The sequence below is a fragment of the Paenibacillus baekrokdamisoli genome, from assembly GCF_003945345.1.
Lineage (GTDB): Bacteria > Bacillota > Bacilli > Paenibacillales > Paenibacillaceae > Paenibacillus_Z > Paenibacillus_Z baekrokdamisoli.
Genome location: NZ_AP019308.1, coordinates 3,460,506 through 3,483,819, shown reverse-complemented (window position 1 = coordinate 3,483,819; position 23,314 = coordinate 3,460,506). Strand labels below are relative to the sequence as shown.

Sequence of the window (23,314 nt, the reverse complement as noted above, 5' to 3'; positions counted from 1 at the left end):
AAGAATCCACTAATTCCGAGTCAGGAGGGTAGCATGACAAAAAACAAAGTTGACCAAGAAAAGCTTTTTACACGCAGAGACTTTATTAAGATTGTGGCAGGAGTCGGGGGAGGCGCCCTCCTCGGACTAAGTGGATTGAACCTATTGTTAAAGCATGCTGATGGAAGGGCTAGGAATGAAGAACCTATCTATACGAACAAAGTCAGGGCAGTGTTAAGCACATCAGCAATTAGTGAAGAGAATAAGCTTCCGGGAACAGATGGATGGAAATTCAAGAAAGGCGGAGCCGGTAATATACAAGGCTACGCCTCAACGACCAGTGTGACTGCTGGAGAAACGATCGAATTTATGATCAGCACGAAAAAAGGAGGTACACTCTATCATTTGCAAACTTTCCGGCTTGGCTATTATCAGGGAAAAGGCGGAAGGCTTGTCGATGAGGCCAAGGGGTTAAAGGGGATCGCTCAGGGCTGGTGGTCAAGCAAATCAGGAAGGAATGGTCTTCCCGAACCAGATCTGGTGACTAAATTGTTAGATTTGAAATGGGTGCCTTCTTACAAATGGACAGTACCAACTAATGCGGTATCTGGGTATTACTTGACTAAATTAACGGATGCTGAAGGATATGAAACCTACATACCTTTCATTGTGCGGGACGACAAGAATGCCCATGATCTCATGGTTCAATCCTCTGTGGCTACCTGGCATGCATATAGCGCATGGGGAGGGCATAGTTACTATGGACATTATGACAACGAAACCCATGAATATTTCACCTATGATCAGGATCCGAAGAATAATGCGGTTTCAATTTCCTATAATCGTCCATATGAACAAGGGAACGGAGCTGGAGATCTATTCATTGAATACCCTACTGTCTATTGGCTTGAATCGCATGGTTATGACATTGGATATGTAAGCAATATAGATACACACTTATCCCGAGTGAAATGGAAGCCAAAGGGCTTTCTCTCTATTGGGCATGACGAGTACTATTCTAGACCGATGAGAGAATACTTAGAGAACTTTCGGGATAACGGTATTCATATGGCGTTTCTAGGGGCAAATTCAATTTATTGGCAAAGTCGCTACGAGTCAAACATGAATGATTCAACATTAGAGCCACGTATTCAGACCTGTTATAAGTATCGTGCGAAAAGCCAAGATCCTGTACGAGACTTAAAGCTTCTCACGACAACTTGGTGTCAAATAGATGAGCCTGAGAATTTGATAGTCGGTCAGAATTGGGGCTCTGTCGTAAATGAGTCTCAGGATTGGGTCATCAGTAATCCGACGCATTGGCTATTCAATGGTTTGAAAGTGAACAAAGGAGATAAAGTAAACAAGCTCATCGGATGGGAGTTCGATGGTGTCGCTAATCACTTGTTCACCCCCCCCAACCTAGAGATTATAGCAGCTTCTAAGGTCATCAATAAACAGAATAAGGTCTATGAAGCAAATAGCACGATTTATGAACATTGGAGTAAGTCGACCATATTCAGTTCGGGAACAATATATTGGGGATTTGGTCTTGCGAATCCAGCTGAGGACCCAAGAGGGGTTGTAAGTCCAATTGTTCAAGGAGTAACCAAAAATTTATTGGATCGATTCGTTGGGATAACAGTTTGAAATATCCAAGGAGGATATGACAGTGGGCACAAGAGTGGAGCATCAATTACTGTACCGTAGGCAGTTTATAATGGGGCCGAGAAGTGTAGCGTTATCTGGCTGGAAAACTCTCGATATAGACGGCAAGCATTATTTGACTATACATCCTGATTTACAATTTGAACAAACGACAATCAATAACGGTATTCAATTGACGCTGCTAGGCTACATAATTGATCCTTACCACCCAAATGAAACCAATATGATGATCTTAAATAGACTTCAAGATAATTTATCTTCATTTGAAGAGCTGACGAAGCGCAGCGAGCCTTACGGAGGGCGCTGGATTATTATTCATAGAGACAATTGTGGTGTGCGTTTATTCCATGACCCTTGTGGATTGAGACAAATTCACTATATGGATACAGAAGAGGGCTTATGGTGTGCATCGCAAGCCATTCGATTAGCAGAGATATTGAATATCAAAGAAGATAACGATGCGAGTATGCAACAATTCATGCATTCACCTCAATTTGAATCAGAGGAGAGAGCTTGGGCTGGAGAGGGGTCCCCTTATAAAGGGATTAATCATCTAATTCCCAATCATTATCTGGATTTGAATCGTGTCACGGTTCACCGCTACTGGCCTTACGAGAATCTCAAACCTTTGGCCATTAAAGAAGCCGTTGTAGAAGCAGCCGCCCTATTACGAGGTTCTGTTGAAAGTATTGCGCAGCGATATAAAGTCATGATACCGGTAACGGCTGGCTGGGAAAGTCGTTCATTACTTGCCGCAAGTAAAAATATTAAAAATAAGGTCTACTATTACATCGGCAAACACGAGCATTTATCTGATGAGAGTCAAGATGTTCGAGTGCCGGCTAAGCTTCTTAAGAGACTAGGGCTAGAATATCATGTTGATGAATGCAAGGAAGAAATGGATGAAAGCTTCAAAAATATTTATAACCGTAATGTTACTATGGCTCGCCATTTGCCTAAATCGCTGATTATTTACAGACACTACAAGCACACACAGGATAGGATCAACATATGTGGAATATGTAGCGAAATCGCCAAGAAATGCGTGTATACCCATCATTATGCGCGTCATATCACACCAGAACTTTTGGCGAAAGTATTCAAATACAAGAACATGGAATACCCAACGGCCATTTATGCAAGATGGCTAGAGCAAACAGAGGATATCGCCAAGCGTTCAAAAATCAATATATTTGATTTATTTTATTGGGAAATGAGAATGGGCAATTGGGGAGCGATGTACGCGGCTGAACAGGATATTGCGGTGGAAGAGTTTTGCCCGTTTAACAATCGCAAGCTTCTAACGATCCTTCTATCCGTCCCAGAAAAGTATCGTATCCCACCTAATTTCACGCTTTATCGGGAGATTGTAAAATCTCTATGGGAGCAAACGTTGATAGAACCGGTGAATCCGCCAACATTGAAGTCTCTTGCCAAAAGAGTCTACCGCGGTGTGAGACGAAACACTCTATATATAACAACATATTGGCAAAGGAAACCTAACTATCAAAAATACCAGTTAACAAAAATGGCTATTCATGCAGCCGGAAGGATGAAAGCTGATGGAAGTCAAGAAATATCAGGTAACTATTATCTATAAAACACTGCCTCAATATCGGCGTAAATTTTTTGAATTGCTTAAGGAGCGTCTGGATCAGCATGGCGTTGAGTTAAATCTCATCTATGGACAGCCAGGCATTAAGGATGCAGCTAAGAAAGATACTGTTGATTTACCATGGGCTCACAAAATCACCAATCACATCATTAGAGTGGGTAATCGTGAACTCTACTGGCAGCCTTGTATTAAACTATTAAAGAAATCAGATCTTGTCATTGTCGAGCAAGCTAGTAAATTGCTGGTCAACTATTACCTGTTCGCGGCTCATCTTGCCGGGAGACGTAAAATGGCATTCTGGGGCCATGGGAAAAACTTTCAAGGTCACACAGCAAGCTCGTTAGGTGAGAATGTTAAACGGTTCCTATCAAGAAGGGTACATTGGTGGTTCTCATATAACCAGACCAGTGCCGATGTAGTTCGGGAAATTGGTTTCCCAGAAGAAAAAATTACGATTGTGCAAAATGCTATCGATACCAAGCAACTAACAGATATTAGTGCCGCTCTTGGACCATCTGAACTCGATCAGCTTAAACTGGAGTTGGGTATTAACAGTAATCAGATTTGCATCTACGCAGGTGGCATGTATGAGGAGAAACGGCTGCCGTTCTTATTGGAGGCATGTAAACTGATTCGCAAACAGGTGCCTGATTTTCATATGATATTTATTGGAGCGGGATCGGAAGATAATCTTGTGAAGGAAGCTGCGGCAAAGGATGACTGGATTCACTATGTTGGACCCAAATTTGATGCGGCTAAAGTTCCTTATTTTGAAATATCCAAGCTGTTTCTGATGCCGGGATTGGTTGGGCTAGCCATTTTGGATACATTCGCGCTAGGTGTACCCATTGTGACTACGGAAGTTCCTTATCATAGTCCGGAAATAGAATACTTGGTCAATGATTATAACGGGGTCATATGTAAGGATGCTGAAGACATTGTGCAATATGCCGATACGGTGATCAAGCTGCTTCAGAACGATGTAAAGCATGCCAAGCTCGTAAAGGCTTGTCTAGAAACTGGAAGTGTTTACACGGTAGAAGAAATGGCGGATCGGTTCGCCCAGGGCGTTCTATTAGCCATGGGAGTAGAGGGAGCTCGGGTAGAAGTATGCTGAACTTCGCAGGGAAAAAGTGGTTACTGAAATTACTTAATCGATATGCAGTGCGTTCTGGTGTCGAATTAGGAAGAGATGTACACATTGGGATCGGTTCTACACTTTGGGCACCGAACCGATTGACTGTCGGGAATAACGTCTACATTGGTAAGCGCTGCACACTGGAGTGTGACGGTAGCATCGGCAATAATGTCATGATCGCTAATCAGGTCGGATTAATAGGCAGGTACGACCATGATTATGCAGTAATTGGCCGCGCAATAAGACAAGCGCCGTGGATCGGCGAGGAGGATTACGAGGGACCGGGTAAAGGGCTTAACATTCATATTGGTGATGATGTCTGGATCGGTTTCGGTGCTATTGTCCTCTCCGGCCTATGTATTGGCAGAGGAGCTATTATAGCAGCTGGGTCGGTTGTGACGAAGGATGTTGAGCCCTACACGATAGTCGGAGGCAACCCTGCTAAGAAGATTACTCGCAGGTTCACGGAAGAAGCAGTGGTCGAACATGAAGCGATGCTATATAGCAAGGAACTAACTTTAGCAGGGAATAAATAAGATCAATCGGAGATGAGGAACACATATGTCAGTTGTTATTGTCACAGGATCTGCAGGATTAATTGGGTCGGAAGCTGTTGATTTCTATGCAGGACTAGGCTACAAGGTTGTTGGTATCGATAATAACATGCGACAGACTTTTTTTGGTGAAGAGGGTTCCACACATTGGAATCGGCAGAGACTCGAAAGCTCATTTGGTAGTAAATATGAGCATCATGATGTCGATATTAGGGACTTCGATGCCATATGCAAGATTTTTCAGATCTATGGAACGGATATAGAGCTGATTATTCACACTGCTGCACAACCTTCACATGATTGGGCAGCTAGAGATCCATTAATGGATTTTGGGATCAATGCCAACGGAACGCTTCATATGCTTGAGGCTACGCGGCAGCATTGTCCAGAAGCTGTATTCATTTTCACTTCCACTAATAAAGTTTATGGTGACAGTCCTAACCGGTTACCTCTTGTAGAGCGGGAAACGCGATACGAGATTGCAGAGGAACATGCTTATAAAGATGGTATCACTGAGGATTTAAGCGTTGATCAGAATATGCACTCCTTGTTCGGGGCATCGAAGCTGTCAGCTGATATTCTTGTACAGGAGTATGGTCGGTATTTTAATTTCAAAACCGTATGTTTTCGGGGCGGCGTATTGAGTGGTCCAAGGCAATCAGGTGTTCAGCTTCATGGCTTCATTAATTATCTCATGAAATGTGCAATGACAAGTGCGCCTTACACCATCTTTGGCTACAAAGGAAAACAGGTTCGTGACGTTATTCATTGCAACGATGTCATAGCAGCCTTTCACACCTTCTTCTCGAATCCTCGCAGAGGTGGAGAAGTGTATAACTTGGGCGGTGGACCTACATCCAATATTTCCATGCTTGAAGCCATTGCGTTTGCTGAGCAGATTACGGATAGGAAGATGGAAGTCACTTATACCGACGAATTTCGTGCTGGTGACCATATCTGGTATGTCAGCGGCTTAACTAAATTCCGCACGCATTACCCGGAATGGAACATCCGGTTTGATGTTAAAGCCATCATGGAAGAGATCGTTCAAGCCAATCAAGCACGGTGGAGTGTTGCCAAATGAACCGTCCCCCATTGAACAGAGGCAAATTTCCCATTTTGGGTGTAAATATTGATGCAGTCGACTACAGCTATGCAGTGGAGCAGATCATTACGCATGCTAGGAATAAAAAACCTTATGCAGTCTCAGCACTTGCTGTACATGGAGTTATGACGGGCTTTCTTGATCGCATTCATCAACGTCGATTGAATGGTCTTGATTTGGTCGTCCCTGATGGTCAACCTGTAAGATGGGGGCTTAGGCTTGTGTATGGCATTAAACTTCCTGATCGGGTTTATGGTCCTGAGTTAACTCTTCGTGTTGCAGAAGCATCGGCTGCTAATAGTATTCCAATCTATTTATATGGAAGCAAGATGGATACCATCGAAAAGTTTGAAAGAGTTTTGCAGCAGAAATACCCTGGTATTCAAATTGTGGGCAAGGAGCCCTCTAAGTTTCGTAAACTGACGCATGAGGAAAAGGAAGCAGTTGTGCAAAGGATAAAGCAAAGCGGTGCCCAAGTGGTATTCGTAGGATTAGGATGTCCAAGACAGGAAGTCTGGGCCTATGAATATCGACAATCACTTTCTATGCCTTTGCTTGCAGTAGGAGCGGCATTTGACTTCCATGCGGGAATTCTTCCGCAAGCACCAGGGTGGATGCAAAAACGAGGTTTAGAATGGGTGTTCCGTCTTATTCAAGAGCCACGACGATTATGGAGACGCTATTTGTTTTTAAATCCTCTTTATAGCCTGTATCTGCTAGCACAAGCGATGCATATCCGAACGTTACCCGCTGTTATGCCCAATTATCAAGAAAAAGAAGAATCCTACGGCTAATCAACATTGCCAAAAATGAACTTTCGCCATATAGATAAACTACTACCATCTCCTTAATAGAAGAGGAGGTGAGGAGAATTTATCAAGTGGAGAGGAGTTACATTATATGGATGCTGTAAATGGAATTAATTCAAGTTTTTTTGGCATGCATCTTCAAAATATTGAGAATGACAAACCAGTCGGGTATGGAAGTATTCGTCTTTGGGATACTGGAACAACATGGAGGGATATTGAAACGCAGAAAGGAAAGTTCGATTGGACAAGATTAGATCAATTTGTCCAGCAAGCGGTCACGAATGGCAATGAAATTGTGTACACACTTGGACAGCCGCCACTCTGGGCTACGACACCTAAAGTGCCGAGTCAGAGCTCGCATTACAACCCCTATCCACCGAATAATATTAAAGATTGGAAAGATTATGTCACAGCGGTTACAAAGCGATATCGCGGTAAAATTAAGTATTACGAGATCTGGAATGAACCTAACCTGGCTATGTTCTATGCAGGAACGATTCAGGGGCTTGTTCAGCTGACAAAGGAAGCTTCTGCTATTATTCATCAAAGTGACTCGACAGCAAAAGTATTAAGTCCATGTTATACGGGACTTGAGGGTTATCAAGGGTTTGATGCGTTTTTGGCAGCAGGTGGTAAATTCTTCATAGATATCATCGCTGTTCATCTTTATTGTTATCCGAGTCAACCGGAACGGATGATATCACTTACTCAGAGCTACCGCAAAGTAGCTGCGAATCATCAAATTGGTCATTTGCCAATTTGGAATACGGAGAGTAGCTGGAATAACTTTTATTATCAAGGAATCTATTATCCTAGTGGTGCAAACAACGATGCTACACCGATTATGCCTGATGATTTAGCTACGTCTTACTTGTTTCGCATGTTTTTAAGCAACTGGGTAGCTGGGATTGAGAGATGCTTTTTCTATGGAATGGACAGTATGTGGTCCAGTATCAGGCTGTTGACGCCGGATAACAAAAGTTTATCGCTTGTGGGATACGCTTATAAACGGATGGTAGGCTGGTTTGACGGCGCCGTTATGAACAATTACGAGATAACCGACGAAGGCATGCATTCAATAACCTTTACCAAAGATGACCACAAAGGTTACTGTGTGTGGACAACAGATCTAGAGAAGATCTATGGTATTAATGTTCCAGCTGATTGGGCAATTGTGAACATCACTCGGGCAAATGGAGATGTTATCTCTGGAGTTCCTACATTTTATGTCGACAAGATGCCTGTACTTCTTGATTCTGTACAAATGAATCGGTTATTACCAACCTTTAAGGAAATGGATGACAACAATTCGTTACCATCGCTTGCCTATAATTCTGATTTTAAATTGTACTTCGACGGAACAAATGTGCCAAGCAGCTGGAGTGCAGGCGCAATGCCGACTACCGCTTATGCAGGTACGGATGTTCCCTTGGGTTACAATCCGATTACTTTGGCACCTACTACTCAATATCAGGGACTGCGGCAGGCAATCAATAACGGTTTATTACCGGGAGCAAGATATGAAATGGCAATTCTCTATAAACTGCCTGCTGTGAGTATGGACGGGGAGTGGATGCTTCGAATCGAGGTAGGGTCAAGAGGGACTTTGCTGGAACAAAGCTGGGGTGCATCTTCCAACACCGATCAGAATGATGAAACGGGTTCGGGTATTAATCTAAATGTCCAGAATGAATTCGCTATCAAGAAATCTGTATTCCTATACGATCTGGTTAATCAAATGGCTCCAAGCGGCAGTATAGTTCAATTCGGCCTGATAAACCGGGCTGCGAGCGGACAAAACAAACCTATTCATGTCGCCGGCATTTGGTTGAGACAGATCACTCAGGTGAATCCTCAGGAATCACCAAGCCGAATATTTTATTTGCAAACAGCTCCTAAATCAGGTTCATTCGGTAAAGGGGATCAGATTATCTTTACTAATCCGGATACAACACGTATGGAAGGCTACAGTTGGATCTGCTCTGTCTCGGGTACATTAGGTACCATTAACAATGTTATGGGAACTATCCAAGCGGGAGCAGCCATTCTTACTATAAGTAGCCCTGATGCTATTCGTGTGAATAACCGGATTATGATCGGGAGTGATACGACCGTTTATACGGTGTCACTGCGTAGAAGCTCTACACAATTTGAATTGAATGCGCAGACTGCTGTGACACAAACTAACCAGACGGTGACTTATGCTCAGCCTGATTTCATTAAACTCACTGTACCTCGGAATGATATCAGCCCTACGGTACCCGCTATCAACGCCAGCCCATATTTATTAGCCAATACGAATGGTTATTCTGTTGAAGTGGTTGTTGCTGGTGGGGCGGTAACCAAAATTGAATTTAGCCGAGATGGTTTTAATTTCTTTGATCTGGGGATGACCTCAGGATCGCTATCGTTATCGCCTAAGGATCAACTTAGAATCTCCTACTCCGTTAAGCCGACAGTAACCCTCATTCCAAGGTAATCAAGTCAACATCTAAACGCAATACCCGCTGTTCGTAATCAGCGGGTATTCGTCTGAGCTTGTAAGGAACAAGCTAAAGGGAGGCGACTTTCTTGTTTATAAGCAATAAGAAAAAAGTGATTGTTGTTATTCTCATGAGCTTCCTAGGAGGATTTCTTTGGCCGCAGTCCAGTGAGCATGCCGATGGGGCAGACAACTATGCCCAGATCAGGCAGCGATGGGTTGTAAGATTGGTCGGGGAAGGTCAGACAAATGTGATTGACCCGGATCTTAAGCAATGGAATCAAGGAGTTGCTTCTGAGGTTAGCAATACGAGATACACTGGATATCTGGATCGTATGAACAAGGGAGCCAATCTCGCATCTTTATGGCCTGATCTTACAAAATGGTCTTCTGATCCTTTATATTCTGGTGATATCTATCAAGCATACTCCAGATTGAGAAGTATGGCGCTTGCTTATGCAGCAAAAGGGACAGCCTTGTATCATCAGCAGAATTTAAAGAACAGTATAGTAAGTGGTTTGGACTGGATGTACGCGAATCGTTACAACGAGCGTGTTGTACCAACGCCAAGAAGCAATTGGTGGGATTGGCAAATTGGCATTCCTCTCTTGCTGAATGACATTGTTGTTCTCATGTATGATCAATTAAACAGTAATCAGGTTGCTCAGTACATGCGTGCAGTGGACAAGTTTTGCCCAGATCCGACCATACAGTATGACTTCAAACAAGAAGAAACAGGAGCAAACCGTGTAGATAAAGCAATGATTGTTATTATTAAAGGGATCCTACAGAAGAATGCCCTCGAGATTGTTAGAGGTAGAGACGCACTAAGCAAAGTTTTCGAATATGTGGAAGTCGGCGATGGCTTTTATCGTGATGGCTCGTTTATTCAGCATTCGAATATCGCGTATACAGGCGGGTATGGATATGTGCTGCTTGATCATTTAGCCGATGTGCTTTATTTACTGAATGGTTCAGAATGGTCGATCAATGACCTTAATGTATCCAATGTCTATCAGTGGGTATTCAACTCCTTTGCTCCCTTGATGTATAAGGGAATAATCATGGATATGGTTAGAGGCAGGAATATAGCAAGATCGAGTTGGCAGGACAATAATATCGGAAGAGAAATTAATATGGCAATTCTTCGGTTGTCAGAATTCGCACCAGCCGGTGTGAACACGATGCTTAAACAGATTGTAAAAGGAGCTGTTCAGGAGGATCGACAGTATAGCAACTACTATACAGGACTAGATGCGTTTCACATTAAACGAATTAAGCAGTTGCTAAATGATAAGCTAATCATCCCAGTAGCTAAGAAAAATCAGAGTATCGTCTTCGCCGCTATGGATAGGGCAGTGCATCAAAGAAAGGATTTTGCTTTTGCCATAAGTATGACCTCGGAGCGTATTGCCAATTATGAGAGAATCAACAATGAGAATTTGCGAGGCTGGTATACCGGGGCAGGAATGACTTATTTATATAATAGTGACATGCATCAATATAATGAAGAATTCTGGCCTACAGTAGATCCATATCGTCTTCCTGGTACAACCACAGATGGTACAACCCGTAATGCAGGAGCCCTTAGCTCAGCAAGTTGGGTTGGTGGTACTGTTTTAGGTGAATATAGCGTAGTTGGTATGGATGTTGCTTCCAAAGACAGCTCATTACTAGGGAAGAAATCTTGGTTCATGTTCGATGATGAGATTGTCGCGCTTGGAGCAGGGATTTCGGAAGGATCTGGTCGTAAGGTAGAGACGATTATTGATAACCGAAAATTAATAGCAAATGGCTCTAATCTGCTTAAAGTTGACGGTCTTCTGCAGTCCTCTTCTCTGAATTGGGACAAGACGTTCCAAAATGTTCATTGGGCACATTTTCAAGGTAATGGAACGGTATCAAACATTGGTTACTTTTTTCCTGATGAAGCTAATGTACAAGGGAAGCGAGAGGCGCGATCAGGCTCATGGAATCAGCTAAACAGTGGAGACTCTTCCAGGGTAATCAAAGCTTCCTACTTGAGTCTTTCCTTTGATCATGGATCTTCACCGCAAGATGTTAAATATGCCTATGTATTGTTACCCAATAAGACGGCTATAGAGACTTCTCTCTATAGTAAGAACCCGAATATTGTCATATTAGAAAATTCGACGAATGTTCAAGCCGTTCGGGAACAGACTCTGAATATGACGGCAGTAAATTTCTGGACATCCGGAACATACGGAACGATTAATGTGGATGCCCCGGCCTCAATGATGCTGCAAGAAAGTGGGAAAAACCTACTTTTATCCATTGCTGATCCGACCCAGAAACAGGAGAAAATTAATGTAGAGCTTAATAAATCTGCTTCTCAGATCATTAGTGTAGACAACTCAGTTACCGTATTAGAAACCTATCCCACGATAAGACTTCTTATAGATACTCATGATTCCCATGGAAGAAAATTTTTCGTGAAATTTAGACAATAGCTGCAACTCCAATATTTCCAACGATTAGAAAATTTGATGAGTATCACCAGTCTGAAAAAGGATTCGAATGACGTTATCGGCAGGCTGCGATGGTATATTTATAGAGACAGACGAGCCTGCCGGCTTTATTATGTACGACAGTAAAATGTTGAAAGGAGATTTGGTTTTGAAAAAAATAAAAAGTCAAAGTAGAAGATTAGTGCTGACAGTGCTTGCTTTTCTCATTGTGATGCTTAGTTTCACACCATTGATGAAGCGGGCTTCTGCAGCTGATGATTTCGACGCTTTGCGTACGAAGTGGGGGCAGAAACTTACAGGGGGAAGTTATAGTTCGACAGATTCTGACATCTTCTACTATCTTGTTTCTCTAGCGGGTTCAATTACGAATAAGAATCGGACAGGCCTGCTAGATACACTAGATAGATCTTCTTCACGTACCTATCTATGGTCGAATTTGAATCGCCCCACGTCGAATCCTGCATATTCTAATGATATATATACAGTTTATTCTCGGCTTAAAACGATGGCTCTCGCGCTCAAGTCACCAGGCTCAAGCTTATACATGAATCCTACGTTGAAGACTGAGATCATCAGTGCGATGGATTGGATGTACGATCATCGCTATAATGAGAACGAAACAGAGTATGCTGGAACAAATTGGTGGGAATGGGAAATTGGTGCCCCTTTGTTCCTGCTAGATACGATAGTATTAATGTATAATGATTTATCTGCAGATCAAGTGACTAAATATTTGCGAGCAATCGATAAATTCTGCCCGAATCCAACAATGAAATCGGATGGGCAATGGGTAGAAACAGGGGCTAATCGTGTAGATAAATCGCTGATTGTGACACTTCGCGGCATACTCGGAAAAAATTCAAATAAGATGATGCAAGGAAGAGATGCACTCAGTCTCGTTCTCGCTTACGTGACGAAAGGTGACGGATTCTATAAGGATGGCTCATTCATTCAGCATGATAATGTACCCTCAACTGGCAGCTATGGCTATGTGCTTTTAGATCATTTAACGGATCTGCTTTATTTAACCAATGGGTCTTCCTGGGAAGTACAGGATCCCAATGTTGCCAATATACAGAACTGGGTATTGCAATCCTTTGAACCCTTAATCTATAAAGGTGCAATGATGGATTCTGTTCGCGGGCGTTCCATTTCAAGAGAAGACTTACGTGATTATAAAATCGGTCGTGAGCTCAGTATCATCATATTACGTCTTGCACAAATTTCAAAAACGGATCAAGCTTTGGAATTGCGTAAAATGGTGAAAGCTTGGATTTTATCAGAGAACCGCTACGAGAACTATTATTGGGGGTTAACGATAAATGGTATGCTCCTCGTCAAATCGGTTCTGAACAATGCTTCTATTGTCCCCAAAGCAGACCTGCTTCGTAATGTTCAATATCCTTCCATGGATAGAGTTGTACATTTACGGCCGAATTTTGCATTCGGCATTAGCATGTATTCCAATCGAACGACAAACTATGAGCTGATGAATAATGAGAATTTAAAAGGCTGGTATACCAACGAAGGAATGACATATTTATACAATAACGATCTCTCTCAATACAGTGACCAATACTGGCCGACGGTAAATGCTTATAGACTACCAGGTGTTACTACAGATGGCGCTCCAAGAAAGGACGGCTTTGAGAGCTCAAAGAGTTTTGTTGGAGGTGTGTCACTTGATCGGCTATATGGTACTGCAGGAATGGATTTGGGACCTGATAACAGCACCCTCGAAGGAAAGAAATCATGGTTCATGTTCGATGATGAAATTGTCGCATTAGGAGCAGGAATCACAAGTCGTGATTCGCGAAAAGTAGAAACCATTGTCGAGAATCGAAAGCTGAATGCAGCAGGGAGTAATAAGCTGACAGTTAACAATACGGCGAAGAGCTCCACTCTTGGTTGGTCGGAGACGATGAGTGGGGTTGAATGGGCCCACCTACAGGGCTCAGTTGCTAATTCCGATATTGGGTATTATTTTCCGGACAAGTCGAATATTGATGGATTGAGGGAACAAAGAACCGGATCATGGAATCAAATCAATCAAGCAGGCTCGACTACGCAAATAAAGAAAAGCTATTTGAGTTTAGCGATTAATCATGGGATGAAACCAGTTGATGCTTCCTACTCTTATGTAGTCTTGCCTAACAGAACAGCTGCTCAGACAAGTGCATACAGCGCAAACCCAGATATTCAGATTCTGAGCAACACCAAAATGGTACAGGCCGTTAAAGAACAAAAACTCGGTATCATCCAAGCTAATTTTTGGAGTGCAGGTTCTGTCGAATATATCATTGCAAGGAATCCAGCAGCAGTTGTTGCTCAGCAAACGGGCAATCAGCTTAGTATTGCCATCTCGGATCCTACACAAATGAATCCAAATGTTGTGGTAGAGATCGGTAAGGTGGCAGCTGCTGTAATAAGTAAGGATCCTTCAGTAACGATTCTACAGAGTGCTCCAACCACTGTGATTAGTGTCAATACGAGCGGATCAATGGGTGCCACACATAGTGTGAAGCTAACGCTTAATACATCAGTTCCAACTACGTATCCTACGACGGTTGAGCTGGCACCAATTGCAGACTCATTTGTTCGGAACGGAACGTATGCAACGACGAATTACGGCAGTTCTAACATACTTCCCATCGCTAATGGCAGCACCGACTATGCCCGGCAGGCATTCTTGAAATTCGATATTAGCTCAATTATTGGGAAAATTGAAAGTGCTAATTTAATCGTGTATGGTGCAACGACAGATAGTAAAGGTAATGATTCTAGCATTGCCGCATACTCTGTATTGGATAATAATTGGATAGAAAATAAAGTAAACTGGAACAACAAACCGCAGATAAATGCCTTGCTTCAGGAGGTAAGGTTTGAAGGTAATCATCAATGGAGAAACTTCAATGTGACATCATTCGTCAAAACACAGTCAGAAAGCAACAACAAAAATTTTAGCTTTGCTCTCGTACAAACTGGGAAAGCATTGTTTGCAGAGATTTTTAGCCGTGAAAATGCAATAAATAAACCTAAGCTGCAAATCTTATATTTTAAAGAAACGACCTCGGGAAGTGGAACAACCGGAGGCACAGCAGGAGGCACGACGGGATCAACTACAGGATCATCTGGAGCAACGACTGGGGGGAACTCTGGTACTGCATCGGTGAGAACAATTTCGGCATTTGCGGATTCCTTTGTTAGAGACGGTATGTATGCGACTAGCAATTATGGTTTAGAGAAGACCTTGGGTGCTAAGACCTCGGCCCAAAAGGATGATAATCAAAAGTCCATAATTAAGTTTGATCTGTCTTCATGGGATACATCTATTGCGAATGCGAAGCTTAGAATTTATACGAATTATATAGAGGGAAATAATGCATTAATAGAAGTATTTGTTTCCCCTGAATCAGGTTGGCAGGAAAATAAGGTTACTTGGAATACGTTCCCTACAAGATTAGATAGCCCGATTCGAACGGTTAATCTCAAGGCCTCAGGAGCTTACATTGATCTTGATGTTACTGCATTCATTCGAAGTCAGCAAGAGGAAGGAATAAAGATTGTATCATTTACAGTAGAGAATGCAACCAAAGATGTCAGCGTATTATTTGATAGCAGAGAAAGTTCGCATCCTCCTCAGTTGGTTATTCAGTAGTAGGTTAAGTGCGAAATCGACAAATTTTACCAAAACTAGGTGAATAACGACTTCCATAAACCGACACCTTCTTCAAGAAATGTTAGATATAATAACACTGTTCTTGTTCAAGCTTATACAGATAGAAGGGTTGGGTGTAACGTGGAAGCTAGTGGAGATAACAAGAAAAGAGAATACTGTGAGAATGGAATTGTACAAATTGATATTAAACAGTTGCTTTTACAGATAGGTATTTCGGAGGAGAAATGGGCCAAAGAGATCTTAACCGTATACAGTCCTTTTAGCATGTATGATGATGAGAAAAGCATAAAATAAAAAACTTGTCGGGTGCAGTAAAACACACCCGGACAAGTTTTTTTGTTTAGGTTTTCATTGAGCGTTCTGCCCTTACAAAAGCGATGAAACGGCGGGCCTCTTCGATTGTTAGTTTACGTCCGTCTATTGTCAGCTCGAAGTTATTTAGAAGGTCCTCGCTTGATAATTCCAACTGATCCACAAATGAACGAATAGGATCATCAAGATTAATTTCTGGGTTACTAGTACGCCCTACCAAATAATCGACAGTCACATGAAATAAATCGGCGAATTTCATCAAAGTCTCTGAATCTGGTTCTCTCCGGTTCTTCTCATAATGAGATAGGGCGGCGCGTGAAATACCAAGCGATGAGGCTGTATGTTCTTGCGTCCATTTCTGATCTTCTCTCAATTTAGCGATTCGGCTGCCTATATTCATTGTTCTCCTCCTAACCTACACAACTTCAGTTTATAACGAAATGATTACTATTGCATCGTATGAAACAAAACGTCGCAAATCACAAAAAGAATAAGTAATCCATTGACGTGTTACGGGATGTATCGTAAAGTGAAGAATATAAATGATACAAATTGTATCTTGAGCAAATCTTATTATAACCTAAAGTTAATTTGATTATACCTTTGTTTTGCTTTGATTATGTAATTTTCTATGTCTTTTTGAGAGAAAAATTGAAGAGGGATTAGGTGAGCATTTTATGAAAAAGGTGACAAAAGCAATTATTCCGGCTGCAGGGTTAGGAACGCGTTTCTTGCCCGCTACAAAGGCTATGCCCAAGGAAATGCTGCCGATCGTTGATAAGCCAACGATACAATACATTGTTGAAGAAGCGATCGCATCGGGTATTGAGGATATCATTATTGTTACTGGTAAGGGCAAACGAGCGATTGAGGATCACTTTGACGTCGCTTTCGAACTAGAGCACAGTCTTCAGAAAAACGGGAAACTTGATATACTCAAGAAGGTTCAAAGCTCTTCATCCGTGGAGATTCACTATATTAGACAAAAAGAGGCAAAGGGACTAGGGCATGCAGTATGGTGTGCAAGGAAATTTATCGGAGATGAACCTTTTGCAGTGCTACTGGGCGATGATATCGTTCAAGCCGAAGTACCATGCACAAAGCAGTTGATTGACCAGTATGCGAAGCATCAGAAATCCATTATTGGTGTGAAGACTGTATCCACTGAGGAGACACATCGTTATGGAATCGTAGATCCTATATCCATTGATGGATCGTTATATACCATTAATAAGCTTGTAGAGAAGCCTCAAAAGGGGCACGCGCCTTCCAACCTAGCTATTATGGGGCGATATATTCTCTCTCCCGAAATCTTTTCTTTTCTAGAACTTCAGCAAGTCGGAGCAGGTGGCGAGATTCAATTAACAGACGCTATACAGGAACTCAATAAAGCAAGTGGTGTGCTTGCCTTAGAGTTTGATGGAACTCGATATGATGTGGGAGAGAAGCTTGGATTCATTCTTACTACACTCCATTTTGCTATACAGAACGAAGAACTGAAATACCCATTGCTTCAATCTATTGAAGAGATAATTCAGAAGGAACGCGAGAAGGCAATCTAAGTACGTTGGAAGTGATGAGTTGAAAGAGCATGAAGGTTACACCTTCAATAACAAGGAGTGAGCGGTATGAAATTCCCGCTTAGAAAGATCTTAATTTGGAGCGGTTCCATAGGCTTCGTTATCCTTCTATTTGTTGGTGGATATTTGTGGTATCTCTTTCATTCCGTTAAAGTAACAGCAGATCGGATATATGAAGATATCCCACATTCGGATTACATAAGTGTTGATCCATCCCTGAGTAGAAGTAAAGATATAGTAAAACTAAAGTCAGAATCAAATTCAAACCCGGATACAGACAAACGGAATCCCTTTACTGTATTGATGCTCGGAGTGGATCAGCGGAAGAATGACCATGGGCGCTCAGATACAATTATCGTACTTAGTGTTAATCCAAAGCACAAATCTATTCTGATGTTTAACATTTTACGAGATTCACGCACAGAAATAGTAGGACATGGAACAGTGGACAAAATTAATCATGCGTACGCCTTCGGAAATGTTGAAATGTCACTTCATACGGTGGAGAAGTTCCTTGATTACCCAATCGACTATTATATTAAGGTTAATATGGAAGGTTTCGAGCGTATCATTAATTTATTTGGTGGTGTAGAGGTGAACAACCCTTTGAGCTTTCAATATGAAGGGGTTAACTTTGAGAAAGGACATCTGACATTGGACGGGACAGAGGCGCTTCTGTTTTCTCGAATGCGGTATGATGATCCACGGGGGGATATTGGGCGAAATGCTAGACAACGCGAGGTATTGTCGCAGGTTATGAAGAAGGCAATGAAAATCTCCTCCATTACACGAATTAATACTCTGCTTAATGAAATTGGAGATAGTGTAAAGACCAATATTAAGTACGAAGAGATGAAGACGTTCGTTATGGATTACCGGGCAGATCTAAATAACATGGAAAGCATTGAGATTAAAGGTAAAGGCCAGATCATTAATAAGGTCTGGTACTACATTGTGGATGATGCAGAGCGGGGACGAATTCATAATGTATTGAAGGAACATCAGGCAGATCAATAAGTTGTAGATGGTGTCAGCTATTATGAAAGGAAAAGCAGCTGCTTTTCCTTTTATTTTGTTCGTCGCCATAGTGCGTGCGTGGCAGCACGATCATCAGGTGGGTTGAAGTCCCGCTGATCACCGGACTAGGAGCTCATATCCAAACCCGGGGGTAACGCCTCGAGTTCGCTTGATGATGAAGTCGACTCCACAGCATCGTTTCCGACATCCATCCGTGAAATCATCCGCCTCTTTCTGTACATGCGCTTAACAAACGAAGCCGCTCCCAATGGTGAACTAATGCACTATTTATTAGGTTCTATCTGAAAATAATACAAAACACTCACATAAAATTCTAGACACAGAATGTCGCAAATGAGAAAAAAACTATGAAAATCATATTGACATGTTACTAATCGTATCGTAAAGTAAAGAATAAAATGATACAAATTGTATCTATTGAGATTGTTTCGAGGCGGGGTTGAATGCCTACTTTTTTATAAAAATACGAGCTATTCTCTTGATTCAAAGATGAAGAGAATAGCTCATATTTTTACACATCAGGTTTGGTTCAGAAGAGAGAAAATATGAGGATAGGAAGTGGATACTATGAAAAAGGTTAGAAAAGCGATCATTCCTGCCGCAGGATTAGGGACAAGATTTCTTCCCGCAACGAAAGCAATGCCTAAGGAAATGCTGCCAATCGTTGATAAACCTACCATTCAGTACATTGTTGAAGAAGCCATCGCCTCAGGTATTGAAGATATTATCATTGTAACCGGAAAAGGGAAGCGTGCAATTGAGGATCACTTTGATAATGCTTTTGAGCTTGAGCATAGTTTGCTTGAGAAAGGTAAGCTCGAGCTTTTAGAAGAAGTACAAAAATCTTCTGGCGTTGACATTCACTATATCAGACAAAAAGAACCAAATGGGCTTGGTCACGCTGTATGGTGTGCTCGCAAGTTTATTGGTGATGAACCTTTTGCTGTTCTGCTTGGAGATGACATTGTAGTTGCAGATGTTCCGTGTACGAAACAGTTAATTAATCAATTCGAGAAGATTGAACGATCCGTGATTGGTGTACAGACGATATCGATTGAACAAACCGAGAGATACGGTATTGTGGATCCCTTAGAGTCTGATGGGGATTTGTATCAAGTTCGTAATTTCGTTGAAAAACCGAAGCTTGGGTCGGCTCCATCTAATTTGGCCATTATGGGACGATACATTTTGACACCACAGATCTTCGATCTTCTGGAAACGCAAGAAACGGGAGCAGGTGGGGAAATTCAGCTCACAGATGCAATTCAAAGACTTAATGAAATAGAAGGTGTATACGCGTACAACTTTAATGGAAAACGGTATGATGTTGGCGAAAAACTCGGATTTATTACTACAATGATCGACTTTGCTCTTTTGAATCAGGATTTGAGAAATCCTCTGATGCTCGCATTAGAAGAAGTACTGGAAAGAGAACATACTTTGAAGAAAATTCTTAATGGTTGAGGTTATAGAGATGAGTCCACAGAATGATGGAGATTGGGAAGAAATTTGTACTCTTCAACTTTTCGGCAGAAAGAAAGAAAGAAAGAAAACGCAGGTTTCGATTATATCTGATGGCTAGGAGAGCAAAAGTTCAATTGGTTTTAACTTGAACGCACTACTAGTTTTATCTATAAATCGGAGAATGTGTAGAGAAGAAAAGGTATTGCTCATAATCCAATCGCTTGTCTCATAAAGTGTAAGAACCTTATGGACAGGGGTGCTAAGAATGTACCGAAGACGGAGCAGTAGAGGACCCATTGGACTTAAAATTGGATTAGGCATTGCCGCTATTTTACTACTTTGGATGGCCTTGCGAAGTGGTGCAAGCTTATTCACCTCCGAAGATAAGAGTGAGGCGGCAGCCTTGGTTCAAGAGTTCTATAAAGACGAACAGGTGGGCGACTATGGGAGTGCTTGGGAGCTCTTTCATCCGCTTATGCAGGAGCGCTTCAGTAAGCCGGAATATATTCAAAAACGTGCACATATTACGATGCAGGATTATGGTGTGGCGACCTTCCAATTTTCACTAGGCGAGCCCAAGCTGTTGGCAGGCTGGAAGATGAGCAGCGAGGCTGCGGAGCTTCAGGGTGTTTATGAAATTATCGTTACTCAGAAGTTTCACAGTCCTTATGGGAATTTTGAACTTATTCAACCTTGTTACGTGGTTAATTCGACGGGGAAGTGGCGATTGCTTTGGTCTTATCAAGATAAAGTTGAGGAGGCAGCTGAGTAAATGACAGAGCTGGTTTGTTTTCATTCAAGAACATCCTGTGCACTCCGCTTACAGCGTACTTCCGATGGCTATCTGGCAGCGGAGGTCGAGGGGAAGCGGTACGAGCGGGTAAGGCTTGATCGTATGCTATCTTGTTTGATGCCAGAGTTGTTCATTTCACTCTACGCTTGCACGGGTGAAACCATCGCATTCCTGCGGGATATAGAGGCATTCTGTGATGAAAGTCGGGAGCTTGTCCGTCTTGAATTAGATCGCCCTAATCGGATTCCACGTATCCTGCAACTAAGGTCGATGGAGAGATTAAGCGCGGAATGGATATGGAGCGTGGATACGGATGAGGGGAACGCATTCATCGTGATGGATCGGCTGGAAGATCATATTCATGCGATTACATCCGCTCGATGGATCATAACAGATAACAGTGGTCGAAGGTTTGATCTCTCGGAACTGGAACACATGGATCATCATAGTCTCCAATGCTGGGATAACATTCAGAAGCATCTATGTGCCTAATAGGCATTATTTTTTTGAACATTTAGATACAAATTGTATCATAAAATAAAAAAGGGGTGAACAAAGGTGGACAATAAGAGGAAGCAAGTACGACGCAAACAGGTGCGTATTCAGGTGAGAGATGGCGTCCATGCGGATGTATCCATCTGTACGATCTTTGGGAAAGCCATCGGATCAGGAGCTACACCGGTTCTTCTTCAGGATTTGAGCCCTACTGGACTTAAATTTCAAACCCATCTGCGCTTCCCCGTCAGCAAGGATTATTTACTTCAGGTTCAGGTTTCTTTTGATGAATGGCAATTCTGCTTAAATGGATCTGTTGCTTGGCGGCGTAGAGAAGAGAATTTATATGTATATGGTCTTGTATTCGTTCCAGACAGCCAAATCTGGCAAGCGCTCTCTACAGCCCTTCAGGAAAAGCTGCGTTTAATGAATCCGAATCAGCATCGCATTCACCGCATCTACGAACAGATGATGCAGGGAATGCGAGAGCCGATTACTAGGCAAATAAACAAGTGGATATAAAGCGACTGCTCTTACAGTAATTTAACAGTAATGATAAATCCCATAAGCGTATAATAGAAGCATGTCCAACTTTCTGGAGGCGCACATATGGAAATAGCAGTCATTGGAACGGGGTACGTTGGGCTTGTAACAGGTGTTTGCTTCGCGCTGCTGGGTCATCGTATCATCTGTATTGATCGTGATGTGGATAAGATTGACGAGCTCGCGGCTGGACGAATTACGATCTATGAACCGGGTTTAGAAGAAGAGCTTCAGAGGCAGCAGGAGGAGCGTCGATTGTTTTTTACAACCTCCATGACAGCCGTTTCTTGTGCAGATATCGTTATTCTAGCGGTTGGAACACCACAAAAGGCAGATGGAGAAAGTGATTTGACCGACTTGGAAGCTGCTGTACGATCTATGGCTATCTATTTATCGGGCCATACCTACATAATGACGAAAAGTACCGTCCCCGTTGGAACCAATGAACAGATAGAGAAATGGATCAAAGCAACCACGAATGAAGCCTTTGATGTCGTATCCGTTCCTGAATTTATGAGGGAGGGTTCTGCACTGAGTGATACGCTGAAGCCAGAGAGGGTCATCATTGGAGCTAGAAATGCTCATGCCTCAGAAGCCATTGCGGCCCTTCATAGACCGCTTACTGAGCAGGTAGTTGAAACGGATTATCGTACGGCAGAAATGATCAAATACGCCTCTAACGCCTTTCTCGCTACCAAAATTTCCTTCATCAACGAGATGGCTAATATATGTGATAAAGTTGGCGCTGATGTCGTTACCGTAGCACAGGGAATGGGGATGGACCGAAGAATCGGGTCTTCTTTTCTTGAAGCGGGTATCGGTTATGGCGGTTCCTGCTTTCCTAAAGATACGCATGCACTTCTACAAATTGCTGGTGACGTGGATTATGATTTTAAGCTGCTGAAAGCGGTCATTGAAGTCAATAAAGATCAGCGTCGGCATATCCGCAAAGTGCTGCTCCAAGAGCTAGAATCTTTATCCGGGAAATTCATTGCGGTATGGGGGGCCTCCTTCAAACCGAATACAGATGATGTTCGTCATTCACCAGTACTCGATATCGTTCGACATCTGCTTAAAGAAGGCGCTTCTGTCCGTATGAGTGACCCAGCAGCAGAGTTGAACTTCCGCCGCAGCTTGGATCATCCCTTGATCAGCTGGCATACGGATCCATTGGAAGCCGCACAAGGAGCAGATGCTGTATGTCTGCTTACAGACTGGCCGCAATTCCTCTCTATTGATCTGCACAAGTTGAAAGCGGTTATGACCACACCGATTCTTTTTGATGGTAGGAATGCCATTAAACAAGAGCAGCTAGTAGACACTGGAATTCGTTATGTTGGAATTGGTAGACCTGGAATGCGTGGGATTAAATAGAAGATTACATAGAAGACGATGTAGAAGAAGATGTAGAAGAAGATGTAGAAGAAGATGTAGAAGAAGATGTAGAAGAAGATGTCAAAGGTCTTCTTCTGCCCATTTATGTAAGCGTATACACGACAAATTATTCTATCAGACACTCTTATCTATTGACAATATTCGCTAAATGTCTTAATCTAAAAATAGTCTGATAC

General features: G+C 42.4%; 16 protein-coding genes and 1 pseudogene. 16 read left to right on the top strand and 1 reads right to left on the bottom strand.

Translation table 11 applies throughout. The annotated features are described in order from the left end of the window. The first annotated feature begins 33 nt into the window (after nucleotides 1-33). The 9 genes and pseudogenes from EKN16_RS15705 (at nucleotide 34) to EKN16_RS15665 (ending at nucleotide 15,497) form a co-directional block, all read left to right on the top strand. Nucleotides 34-1,629 carry a N,N-dimethylformamidase beta subunit family domain-containing protein gene (locus EKN16_RS15705; protein ID WP_125658964.1) on the top strand — a complete coding sequence of 532 codons (1,596 nt, stop codon included), beginning with the start codon at nucleotides 34-36 and terminating at the stop codon, nucleotides 1,627-1,629. 34 nt (nucleotides 1,630-1,663) lie between these two features. Next, nucleotides 1,664-3,247: an asparagine synthetase B family protein gene (locus EKN16_RS15700; RefSeq protein ID WP_125658961.1), complete on the top strand. Its 1,584-nt coding sequence runs from the start codon at nucleotides 1,664-1,666 to the stop codon at nucleotides 3,245-3,247. After that, nucleotides 3,210-4,379 (top strand): glycosyltransferase family 4 protein, encoded by a 1,170-nt coding sequence (locus tag EKN16_RS15695; protein WP_125658958.1) that lies wholly within the window; start codon nucleotides 3,210-3,212, stop codon nucleotides 4,377-4,379. Before EKN16_RS15700 ends, EKN16_RS15695 begins: the two co-directional genes overlap by 38 nt. A 326-nt stretch (nucleotides 4,380-4,705) precedes the next feature. Next, a pseudogene (locus tag EKN16_RS33740) lies at nucleotides 4,706-4,879 on the top strand (CatB-related O-acetyltransferase); the annotation flags it as partial. Nucleotides 4,880-4,961: 82 nt separating this feature from the next. After that, on the top strand, nucleotides 4,962-6,038 hold the full coding sequence (locus EKN16_RS15685; protein ID WP_125658955.1) for an NAD-dependent epimerase/dehydratase family protein: 1,077 nt from the start codon (nucleotides 4,962-4,964) through the stop codon (nucleotides 6,036-6,038). Beyond that, on the top strand, nucleotides 6,035-6,853 hold the full coding sequence (locus EKN16_RS15680; protein WP_125658952.1) for a WecB/TagA/CpsF family glycosyltransferase: 819 nt from the start codon (nucleotides 6,035-6,037) through the stop codon (nucleotides 6,851-6,853). The genes EKN16_RS15685 and EKN16_RS15680 overlap by 4 nt, the downstream gene beginning before the upstream one ends. A gap of 106 nt (nucleotides 6,854-6,959) precedes the next feature. After that, a complete protein-coding gene (locus tag EKN16_RS15675) occupies nucleotides 6,960-9,347 on the top strand; it encodes a GH39 family glycosyl hydrolase (RefSeq protein ID WP_125658949.1) in 2,388 nt (795 codons plus the stop codon). 92 nt (nucleotides 9,348-9,439) lie between these two features. Beyond that, nucleotides 9,440-11,821: a polysaccharide lyase 8 family protein gene (locus EKN16_RS15670; protein WP_125658945.1), complete on the top strand. Its 2,382-nt coding sequence runs from the start codon at nucleotides 9,440-9,442 to the stop codon at nucleotides 11,819-11,821. Between the two features lie 166 nt (nucleotides 11,822-11,987). Beyond that, nucleotides 11,988-15,497: a polysaccharide lyase family 8 super-sandwich domain-containing protein gene (locus EKN16_RS15665; protein WP_164522808.1), complete on the top strand. Its 3,510-nt coding sequence runs from the start codon at nucleotides 11,988-11,990 to the stop codon at nucleotides 15,495-15,497. Nucleotides 15,498-15,858: 361 nt separating this feature from the next. Here the strand turns inward: EKN16_RS15665 and EKN16_RS15660 are convergent, their stop codons facing one another. After that, nucleotides 15,859-16,230: a helix-turn-helix domain-containing protein gene (locus EKN16_RS15660; RefSeq protein ID WP_125658939.1), complete on the bottom strand. Its 372-nt coding sequence runs from the start codon at nucleotides 16,228-16,230 to the stop codon at nucleotides 15,859-15,861. 277 nt (nucleotides 16,231-16,507) lie between these two features. On the opposite strand from EKN16_RS15660, the gene galU (EKN16_RS15655) reads away from it, so the two are divergent. From galU (EKN16_RS15655) to EKN16_RS15625, 7 genes are all read left to right on the top strand, one after another. Beyond that, nucleotides 16,508-17,392, top strand: a complete 885-nt coding sequence (galU, locus tag EKN16_RS15655; RefSeq protein ID WP_125658936.1) for a UTP--glucose-1-phosphate uridylyltransferase GalU — start codon at nucleotides 16,508-16,510, stop codon at nucleotides 17,390-17,392. A gap of 66 nt (nucleotides 17,393-17,458) precedes the next feature. Then, complete coding sequence (locus tag EKN16_RS15650; RefSeq protein WP_125658933.1) at nucleotides 17,459-18,427, top strand: LCP family glycopolymer transferase; 969 nt, start codon at nucleotides 17,459-17,461, stop codon at nucleotides 18,425-18,427. Between the two features lie 588 nt (nucleotides 18,428-19,015). Then, entirely contained in the window at nucleotides 19,016-19,912 is an 897-nt protein-coding gene (gene galU, locus EKN16_RS15645; RefSeq protein WP_125658930.1) for a UTP--glucose-1-phosphate uridylyltransferase GalU, read from the top strand. 265 nt (nucleotides 19,913-20,177) lie between these two features. Then, nucleotides 20,178-20,684 (top strand): hypothetical protein, encoded by a 507-nt coding sequence (locus tag EKN16_RS15640; RefSeq protein ID WP_125658927.1) that lies wholly within the window; start codon nucleotides 20,178-20,180, stop codon nucleotides 20,682-20,684. Further along, nucleotides 20,685-21,197: a DUF1854 domain-containing protein gene (locus tag EKN16_RS15635; protein WP_125658924.1), complete on the top strand. Its 513-nt coding sequence runs from the start codon at nucleotides 20,685-20,687 to the stop codon at nucleotides 21,195-21,197. A gap of 66 nt (nucleotides 21,198-21,263) precedes the next feature. Next, nucleotides 21,264-21,722 carry a PilZ domain-containing protein gene (locus EKN16_RS15630; protein WP_125658921.1) on the top strand — a complete coding sequence of 153 codons (459 nt, stop codon included), beginning with the start codon at nucleotides 21,264-21,266 and terminating at the stop codon, nucleotides 21,720-21,722. A gap of 87 nt (nucleotides 21,723-21,809) precedes the next feature. Next, nucleotides 21,810-23,117, top strand: a complete 1,308-nt coding sequence (locus tag EKN16_RS15625; RefSeq protein WP_125658918.1) for a UDP-glucose dehydrogenase family protein — start codon at nucleotides 21,810-21,812, stop codon at nucleotides 23,115-23,117. The last annotated feature ends 197 nt before the right edge of the window (nucleotides 23,118-23,314 follow it).